At 46.1% G+C, this 9,388-nt stretch carries 7 protein-coding genes; 5 read left to right on the top strand and 2 right to left on the bottom strand.

Features of this window, described 5'->3' with window-relative positions; all coding sequences use genetic code 11:
• The first annotated feature begins 491 nt into the window (after window positions 1-491).
• From KBY83_RS14800 to KBY83_RS14785, 4 genes are all read left to right on the top strand, one after another.
• Complete coding sequence (locus KBY83_RS14800; protein ID WP_255020334.1) at window positions 492-1,421, top strand: M48 family metalloprotease; 930 nt, start codon at window positions 492-494, stop codon at window positions 1,419-1,421.
• Window positions 1,422-1,523: 102 nt separating this feature from the next.
• A complete protein-coding gene (locus KBY83_RS14795) occupies window positions 1,524-2,042 on the top strand; it encodes a COP23 domain-containing protein (RefSeq protein ID WP_255020333.1) in 519 nt (172 codons plus the stop codon).
• Window positions 2,032-3,165, top strand: coding sequence for a serine protease (locus KBY83_RS14790; protein WP_255020332.1), 1,134 nt, complete (start codon window positions 2,032-2,034; stop codon window positions 3,163-3,165). Before KBY83_RS14795 ends, KBY83_RS14790 begins: the two co-directional genes overlap by 11 nt.
• Window positions 3,166-3,299: 134 nt before the next feature.
• A complete protein-coding gene (locus tag KBY83_RS14785) occupies window positions 3,300-4,130 on the top strand; it encodes a serine protease (protein ID WP_255020331.1) in 831 nt (276 codons plus the stop codon).
• A 178-nt stretch (window positions 4,131-4,308) separates the two neighbouring features.
• Here the strand turns inward: KBY83_RS14785 and KBY83_RS14780 are convergent, their stop codons facing one another.
• Both KBY83_RS14780 and KBY83_RS14775 read right to left on the bottom strand, forming a co-directional pair.
• Entirely contained in the window at window positions 4,309-6,591 is a 2,283-nt protein-coding gene (locus KBY83_RS14780) for an ATP-binding cassette domain-containing protein (RefSeq protein WP_255020330.1), read from the bottom strand.
• A 10-nt stretch (window positions 6,592-6,601) separates the two neighbouring features.
• Entirely contained in the window at window positions 6,602-7,240 is a 639-nt protein-coding gene (locus tag KBY83_RS14775; RefSeq protein ID WP_255020329.1) for a neutral zinc metallopeptidase, read from the bottom strand.
• A 72-nt stretch (window positions 7,241-7,312) separates the two neighbouring features.
• Here KBY83_RS14775 and KBY83_RS14770 point away from each other — a divergent pair, with 72 nt between their 5' ends.
• The gene (locus tag KBY83_RS14770) at window positions 7,313-8,344 is read left to right on the top strand and encodes a hypothetical protein (protein WP_255020328.1); all 1,032 of its coding nucleotides are present in this window, start codon (window positions 7,313-7,315) and stop codon (window positions 8,342-8,344) included.
• Window positions 8,345-9,388 lie beyond the last annotated feature (1,044 nt).

Below are 9,388 nucleotides of genomic sequence, written 5' to 3'. Positions count from 1 at the left end.
CGATAAGATCGAGATCTGTTGCGGCTGAATGGCTTTCGGGCACAGGGAGGAGGCAATTCCGCCGACCTCAACTCATGCTGGCAGCCCAGGCAAGCTCGCCTGTGCCAGACTTTGAATCAGCCCTGCCCTTGGAGGTGCGTCTTTGCAAGGCTCCACAGCCATTAATAGGCAGAACTTGCTTTGCGATTTACAGTGAAACAGTACCGTGCATCTTTCTCAGAGAGTTAACGACCGCAGGGAAGGGGGGGGTGACAAAACTGTCGAATAAAAAGCATTCACCCTGAGGAGCAGGGCGTCGGACATAGCGAGACCATCGCGGCAGCTGGAGTGACATATAGAAATATCTATCCACACAAATCCTGCTATCGCTAGAGCACGACAGCGACTGTAGCAAATCAAACACTACCCCAGCGGGAGGTTTATGCAGTTTATGCATAACGCTTGACAGGGCTGTCGCGGTAGAGTACGTTCTTGGTAATTTAGTGGAATCGATGAGGAAGCTTTACGCTTTGACCATTGCTTTGTCTGCCACTCTGTTTTCAGTGGTCTACAGCGAAAGGGCGCTTGCCCAGCAGAAGCCAGCAGATCAGGTTTATGCATTGGCAAAGAAAAATCTCACTCCAGACTACTACGTTCTATACCGTATCGTAGATAAACTTGCACGTGCCAATAATTTCGCCACCGGTAGTTGGCGTGTACGTATTTCAGAAGAATATTTTCTTAATGGATTTGCGGACGAGGCGAATCTGATCGTTGTCCCAAGGCCTGCAATGAGCCAACTTTCTGGGGATGCCGATTCCTTGGCATGCATGGTCGGTCGTGAGTTTTCACATCATGTGCGCAAGCATAAAGCGATTGGCCCGAACGAACAGGCTGCATTGAAAAAACAGATTCAGGAGGAAGCCATCGCTGCTGCCCAAGCAAACGAAAATAGTAAGCGTGGTTGGGGCATGGGGCTAGGAATCGTTGGTGGTATCTTCGGAGTAAATACTGGTGGTATCCAGAATGTTGTAAATTCCAATACAGACCGTGCTACAGAAAAGATGATTGCAGAAAAGGAAGCAGAACTGAATAAGCGTATCGCCGAAACCTCTGCTCGAATTGAGAAGGAAGCAGACGAGGATGCTTTCATTTATCTCGCACGTGCCGGACGAGATCCCAAGGGTTGCATTCGATACTTGGACTTCATCAGTCGCGATCCAAAATCGGAACCCAATCCGAGCAGCCCACAGATTCCAGGAAGAATCCAGTCTTACCGGGATTTTATTGATAGAGAATCTGCCTCCAAGTACAAGACTGAAGGGAATGCTAACCTCACTCGATACTCCAAGCCACTAACGTATGCTATTACGGATAATGGAGCTTCCCTGAGAGTCGATTCAACTAAAGGTTCAGCAGCAAAGCAAATTGACTCATTCTAGCCTCGGCGCACGCAATATTTTACTCCGTTTATTTATATCCTTTAAACAAATCAGATGAACCCACCTCTAGACTATAGTTTTTTGAGATTCTACAGCGCTGGCTTGGCATTCTTGGCAAGCTTATTCAGCCAGGTTTTAGCCCCGCAGCAGGCCCATGCCAAAGCTCAGTATTTTAGCTGTGTCAACAAATCAGGGGTTCCTACAACTGTTGCCAACATGTCTAGTGGCAAACAGGTCGAGATGATTCGATGGACATCCAGCATTTTTACTGATGATGGATGGACGCCCGAGAGAAGATGTCAGGAAGTTTCTAGCAGATTTACTGAATACAATAACAAGAACCAACTACGCTATTTAGCTACTGGAAAGATAAATGGCATGCACGTCATCTGCGTTGCCTTGAACAAAGGGGATCGTTGCTCTGATCTTGTTTACACCCTCAAGCCCGGTCAAAATCCTACACAAACACTGAATAGGCTGTTTGGAATCCAACGAAAAGCAACTGGTCCGCTTAATGAGACTGGAGACAGGGCATACATTGACATCAATGAATATCTCGGCATTGGCAAGACAGAAAACCTGCCTGCAATGACTACTGGTGATAAGTTGAATGACTGGTGATTCTGGCTCTAATCACTCAATCATGATCAAGAAAATAATACAGATTTTCACTCTGCATCTAAGTAGCATTTGTCTGCTGGTCCAATTCCCATCGGATTTGAATGCGAGAGAAGTCTCGCGCTCAGTTGTCCAAATCCAAAACCAGTCAGAACCTGGAAGTGGTTTTTTCTTGAAAGTGGGCAGCAAGACGGTTTTTATCACAGCCCGGCACGTTTTAGGTTTATCCGGTGAGAAAGTAACTCTTAGCCTCCCAGGTGGAGGCAAGCTAGAGATCCCATTAAAGGATCAAATACCGATAGACAGACTAGATTCTGCAATCCTCATTATTGAGGCTACACCAGTAAGCATAGTTCCTCTCGAAGTTTCTAATAAGCCACTCAAGCAAAACCAGATCCTAAGTGTTTGGGGGTATCCTATATCTGAGAATAATACAGTGACCAAGCTGGGTTCAAGGAATGGACCTTACCTTGGCACTCCTTCCTCGATTAAAGATGGGTATAGTTTATTGTATGAAGCGCAAACACAGATTGGCTTTTCTGGCGGGCCCATTATCGATGAGCTTGGGATGGTAGTCGGGATGCATGGAAGATCTGAAAGTATGCAGTCCTCGACAGGGCAGTCAGTAAGAACTGGAAAGGCATTGGGTATCCCAATAGGTGAGATTCTTGCAGCTGTTTCCGGTCCCAGTCAAATTGGCCTGCAAATTGATGAGAAAGCGTTGGCAGTAGAGGCCAGCCGCGCCTCAATGAAAAGAGTCTACGAAATTATGACGAACTCTTCCCTCAGTGACCAGTTATTAGAAGAACTTGGTCGCGCTGAAAAAGGTGGCTTGCCAAAATATTGTATTGAGATTTCAAGGGCATACTATTATACTTTTTTTAGCTCTCTCCCTGACTTATCAAAGGCCTCTTCAAGCCAGACTATTGCCAAGAAAACGGATGGTGTTGACCCAGCTTATTACGCGCTCGGAAGCCTAGTCAGCAGAAAGTCTGCCGACTTTAAAAAGTCCTTAACCTATGACAGAATCCTTGAGCAAACTGGTCACTCTAGCTACTTGCAGTTTAGTGAAAGGAGGCTTTCAAATGAGGTTCAATTAGCAGTAGAAAAGTGTTCTAAGCTTTAATTTTTATTGCAACTAATTACTCTCAAGTTATGTTTTCTACCAAGTATTGATCCCATTACAGCTTGATGCTAATTTTAAGTCCATATTAAACTCAGAACTTGGTAGTTTACATACTTATGAAAAGGCTCTTACTCTTGATATTTCAATCCTCAATAGTTATCCTAGCTGTACGCGGTCAGGTTTTTGGATTGCCAGCGGTCAAAAATCAGCCCCAGCCATCGTCACTGAACCACAAAGTTACGGAGAATAAGCTTAAGTCCGGTTCGTCGACTGATGAAGGCTCTGATAAAATCAGTCGTGCTTCTATCACAGTGCAAGTAATCAACGGTGACCAAAAAGGATCGGGTGTCATCATTCGAGATAAACAAAAGAAGCTATGGATAGTGACCAATCGACATGTTGTTGGTGAATCCTTAAATGTATGTGTTCTATTCTCAGATGGAAATATTTTGCCTGGCATTGTATTTAGACCAAGGCGCGCTGAGAATGATATTGCCTTTATATCTTACGCTCAAGTAAATGCAAATACGTCATATGCAGATCCAGATTTACTTTTTGATACTGAATCTGTCAGTCTTGTCCTGGCAACTGGATATGCAGCAAGTACAAATACATACCTAGAAACTTCTGGCGTTACTATTCCCATGCTTCGAGGTAATGTACTGGAATCCGGCTATTCACTCACTTATAGTAATCAAGTAGAGAAGGGAATGAGTGGAGGAGGGATCTTTTCTGACGACGGTCAAATTATTGGGATTAATGCATTACACAGCGAACCATTATGGATTGGTGACTGGTACGATTCTCGAGGAATGAAGGTAAAAGCAAGTCTTGGTAAAAAGCTAGATACTGTTTCAGTTGGTATAGCTATTCAGACAATCTTCTCTCAGCTAGATCGTCTTGAAGTAAAGAATAACATCAAGGGTGTGGCAGATGATTGCCCCAATAAAAACATGATCAAATAAAGGGTTCACAAAGGGATTATATGTTGTCATCCTTAGCCCAAGTGCCAACATCAAGAAGATGCAATTCCTGCGATTATGCCATAAACTCAGTTTAAGTATTTAATTTCATTGGCAACACCGCCGTTGTGATACTTGTGCGGAGCGGCGAAATAGTTGCTTGTGCAAATGGATATAATTTTTATCGATTTCGCTTATAGAATAGGAGCGACAATAGCGTGGCAGCAACAAGAACTAAAGCCTGAACCAAGAGGACCAGTAGAGACTCTGTGATTGTGTCCCCAACATGTTCATAGTCAGTTGCGCCAGATACAAGATCAATGGCATCTTTACCGCCGGGTATCAATTTAGTAATTTCTGTAACAGCACCTAGAGCCCGCATTGACCAGCGGCTTGTAACAACAGAATAAAGACTTTTTGCACCATCACCTAGAATAAAAAGAACGCCACCGAATACAAGCTGAGGTATAAGAAGAAGAGGGGCAATACTGCTTGCTTGCTGACTGTTCTGAACAAGGCTTGAGATAAGCAGTGACTGAGAGCCGATAGCGACTAATGTAGCAAAGAAGATAAACCAGAGACTTAAAAACCAGTTGTCAATTGACTGAGGTGAATCAAATAGGAATACAACCGACGCTGCCACTAATAAACCTTGAGTCAATGCCTGGGTAAGCATTACAAGAACTTTGGATGACAAATAAGCTTCTGGAAGAAGGTTGAAAGCCCGCTCTCTAATAAATATCGAACGTTCTTTGACAATCGTTTGGAGTGATGTTGAGAGCCCGACCCATATTGTTGAGCAGACTATGACAAATAGAATCCGCAAAGCATCTGGATATACACCCGGGGATAAATTTTCATGGTCTGAAAATATAGATCTGTTGTTGGCTGCAATCGCGATCATCACTGTAGCAAGCGGCGCTGTAACAGCATTTAGGACTAGAGACGTCATATCCCTAAACTGAAGCCTGAAGTCGCGAGAAATGAGTGTTTTTAATTGTGAGGGTAATTCCCTCACTCTAGCCTGAAAGTCAAGTGATGAGCTTGGTATATTAGATGTAGTACTTGCACACAAATTGGGCAGGCGCCTAAATGGTGACAGCCTAAAGGCTTCAGCAAGATTCGCAATCTCACTATCATCCTTTTCTAAAAACTGGTAGATATCGGCAAAGTCTCCCTTAACTCCAAAATAGTTTGCACATTCATCAGGTGCCCCCGCATAACAGAGATGTCCCCCACGGCCAAGGAACACGACTTGGTCACAGAGCATCACATTGTTGGTGGCATGCGTGACAAGAGCAACGGTCTTCCCACTATCGGCGAGATGACGGAGAAGCTCCATCATTCTTTTATCTAGACCTGGATCAAGACCTGACGTTGGCTCATCGAGAAATAGGATTCTTGGGTCTGCAATAAGCTCAACACCGATGCTAACTCTTTTACGCTGACCGCCGCTAAGTTCTTTGACTCGGGCCGACCGCCGATGTGTCATCTCTAATTGGCTGAGTACACGCTCAACACCCTTGCGTCGTTGTTCTGGATCTGGCAATTTGAGACGTGCAGAGAAGCGAAGCACTTCTTCTACAGTAAGATCTTTATGAACAATATCATCTTGAGGAACAAACCCAACTTCCTGCTTGATTGATCGATAGCAATCTCGTAGCTCACTTCCGTTTACATATATATTCCCGCGGTAGTCCATGTTTTGTCCTACTATGGTAGTCAGTAGACTAGATTTTCCCGCCCCACTACCACCAACAAAGGCTACAAGCTGACCAGGCTCGATTGATAAGCTACTTCCTGCTATCCGCCCGGGAAGACATAGATCTCTAATATCAATGCGGTAGTTCTGGCCAGAGGTCTCTTTCTGAAGTTTCCCACCTAGCCAACCAAATACATATGTACCCACCTTTATTTGGTCGCCTTCCCTCAGAGGCGCAGCCTTGTTGACTCGCTTATCATTCAGATAGATCCCGTTTGCACTCTTGTCTTCAATGATATCAAGTCCATGTACCTTCCTGATTACACAATGAATCCTTGATATGGTAGGCCCTTCAATCCGAACGCTACAGGCCTCAGATCTCCCTATGGTTATATCTGTGTTGTCTTGCAGTGAAGACGGCTCGGTATTAACATTGCTGAGCCAATCAATCCTAATGGCCGATTTAAGGAGGCTACCTATCTGAAGCTCAGATGCTTGCTCCCAATGTTGCCATTGCGATGAACTTATATAGCGATTATTTAGGCGGGTCCCATTGGTGCTCTCTTTTAGTCCGTTCCCGTCACAGATAGTCAGTCTACCATCGTTTCCAAGCCTTATCCTCAGCTGAATACCAGAAACGATAGACCAATGCGATGGGACTTGAAGATCTGCTTGTTGGGAACGGCCAAGTGACCAATCACCAGGCCCAATACTGAAAGCAATCTTTTCGTTTTGGCATCTAGCATTAATGGTTGTTGTCATTGCTTCATTCCTAGTTCTTGATGATGCCGCTGCCCCACTTCAGTATTCTATTGAGTTCACTCTGGGGATTGTTAATCTGATCTTGAAGTACATCTGAGGATTTCTCTATGACCTTTTTGAAATTAGTATCATCGGAAGCGACGCAAGCACTTAAGGCCCCCTCTCCGTATCCATGGAGGAAGGCTCTCTTCCTCATTTGTGGTGTGCCATGCCAATCTTTCTCTAACGGTAAATAGTCACCAATATTCTCAAGCAAACTTGCGGCATTTTGAACCATCTGACTTGAGATAGGTATGGGTGTCGCATTTTTCATATAGACACCTGCTACACAATCGGCTTGAACCTCATCAATGACAGATGACCAAATAATGTTCTTGGTAAAACCCTGAACAGCATGCAGCCTCGCATGGGCGTATTCGTGAGCTACAACTACAGCAACACCCTCCGGTCCGTATTTATTGCCGAGAGCTTGCAATGTTTTGTCCGTAACATAAATACTTCGAGACGCTGGGCAGTAAAATGCTGTCAAACTCCCATCGCCAACCTTGCCACAAGCTGTTGTGAGGCCAGGCGATGCTGGGATCACGGATGAAACATCACGAACTCTGAAGTCATAAGCTCTGATCAGTTCTTCCGTTCCTTTTGCCACGATTGCGTAGGGGCTCTGGGCATAGGCCGTGGATGAAGCTAGAACGATAGCAATACAGAGGATCGGAGAGAATTGTCTCATGAAGACTATTATTCTCATTTACTCTACCACGATGTGGTGCTATTTATTCTGCGCTGTGCTGAGTGGGCTGGGGCTACTCCGCTGGTCTGCCCCGAGGCTCCCGGACGAGGCAACGTGACCGCTTGCTATTATGTTGGAAAATTTGAAAATATGGATAGGGATTATCGGCTGGGTCAGCGATTCTCTGAATGCATCCAGGGCATCCGTCCTGATTCTCAGCAAAAGCTCTTTGCTATCTTTAGTGATTTGGCAGGTGCTGATCATGAGATCATTTCTGCTTTTCGACTGTTATTCTGTAACCCGCTTTATACGTCGTTATTCCTTGAGCGACTACAGGTCAGCCCTGCTGAAGTCGTTTCCCTTGCCTCGATTGCACAAAACAGTCTTTCTCCAGCTCTTGCGAGACGAGCTGACGTTTTTGTGCGCGGTTTTTTTGGCCTTGCTAATGATCAGCCAGCCTCCGCCGAATCGCCTATGCCTGCCTTAGGTCAACATCAGTCTCAGTTTAGCTCAAGCGATCGCCGAAGAGTGATCTCCAATCCAGAATATACGTCGACCGCCTCTGAAGAATCAACAATTTATTCGAATGAGAAACCCATCCGCGAAGATTCTGATTTTAAGCCTCCCCTTGGGGAGGCTCTAGGTGCCAGTCATGCTTTCTCCAAGAAAGCCAATCTGAAGCTTCTGATATTTGGATCACTTTTGTTTCTTGTTGGAGTGACAGCTTTCAATGTTCCCGCCATTTGCGAGCCCTTTGGCTTCTGTGAGAAAAAGGGAGATTCAGTTAAAAAAGACTCTAAGAAGGGGCTCTCTGGGGATGTTAAGAAGGCGGTGGGTACCACGAATCAGCAACCACCTAGCATTCCTACAGCTCAACCGGAATCTGCGTTGCAACCTCCTGCCTCCTATCCCGAACCTCGGAGTGCTGCGGTCCAGCCAAGGTTAATCCCCCTTGACCCTCCAATCTCAACACCACCCCCCCAGAATGAAAATGCTCCGCTGAGAAGCGAGCCGCTTTGGTAGTTTTACGAAAAACCCCAACTTGAATCGCTGCTTCAACGTCGTCTGAATATATATTGCTTGACCATTTTACAAGATTTTGAAACGATTCCGTGCCTCATGCACGGCATTGCTTAGTGCTTTGTTCTTTTCCATTTTCTGATCTATATTCCATGCCTTAGAGCGGACCCCAGAAACTGAACCAGTCCTTAGGAGAATTTCCCTTGTGGCCATAATTGGTCAAGAAAAGCGTCTTTAAACGCAATCGCCACTACCTCGAACAGATCATCCGCAAGCTGCGCACCGGTGCGCAACTACTTGGCTAGGGCCAAACCGTTGTGGTGACTTTCAGGGAGGGGGTCACTCCTAGGCTGCCACTCAGGCGGCCTCGATTAAGGGCAGCTCCAGGATCGGATGGGCTCCTCTATTGACTTGTTGATCCACACTTCTTCGGGTTGACGCCAGCAGCGGGTGCTCCGGCTCCAGTGTGCTGGATTGGCTTGCCCAGCGTGATGCATAGTCCTCGAACTCCATTGGATAAATGGTTGAGCATGGTCGCTCTGATAGCCATTTCCTGCACCACTCATTGGCCGATGCGCTCTTTAAACGGGCGGTCGCCAGTCACATCACTCCATCTGACGCACCAGTAGCGGCATCTCTGTTACCTCATCACCTCGTCAGACATCACCTTTTCAAGCAGTCATGCTTAATCATCGCAATGACGGCAACGCATGCCTAGTCGCCTAGGCGGCCTGTCGTAACAAGCGTTGTGCTGGCGCTGCCTAGACAGACGGTAACTGTCGCAGTCGGAAATACTCCGTTTGCGGCATTCGACTGCTCTTGTATCGAACGTGCGCCTGACGCTCTATTTAAACGGCATCGGGGACATCTTTACTGGGCACAAGCCTCGTGGTTCTGCCAACGCCTAGCTCTTACATCCTTCTACGTGATTACCCATAAGCCTCCGCAAGCCTGAGATCGCGCTCCGTGCAAGGCGTGCAGCAGCAGACTGCATTGGCGATCCGTTCCGTCATCGCAACCATTGAGAAACGCCGGTTGAAGCGGAAG

The organism is Cyanobium sp. WKJ7-Wakatipu, from assembly GCF_024345355.1.
Lineage (GTDB): Bacteria > Cyanobacteriota > Cyanobacteriia > PCC-6307 > Cyanobiaceae > Cyanobium_A > Cyanobium_A usitatum.
Note: the sequence above shows the minus strand (reverse complement) of the source record. Positions and strands in the feature narration are given on the sequence as shown.

What these genes read in the sequence shown, in the direction of transcription:
- KBY83_RS14790 (WP_255020332.1), top strand. Translation starts at nt 2,032, where the DNA reads ATGACTGGTGATTCTGGCTCTAATCACTCAATCATGATCAAGAAAATA.
- KBY83_RS14780 (WP_255020330.1), bottom strand. Translation starts at nt 6,591, where the DNA reads ATGACAACAACCATTAATGCTAGATGCCAAAACGAAAAGATTGCTTTC.
- KBY83_RS14800 (WP_255020334.1), top strand. Translation starts at nt 492, where the DNA reads ATGAGGAAGCTTTACGCTTTGACCATTGCTTTGTCTGCCACTCTGTTT.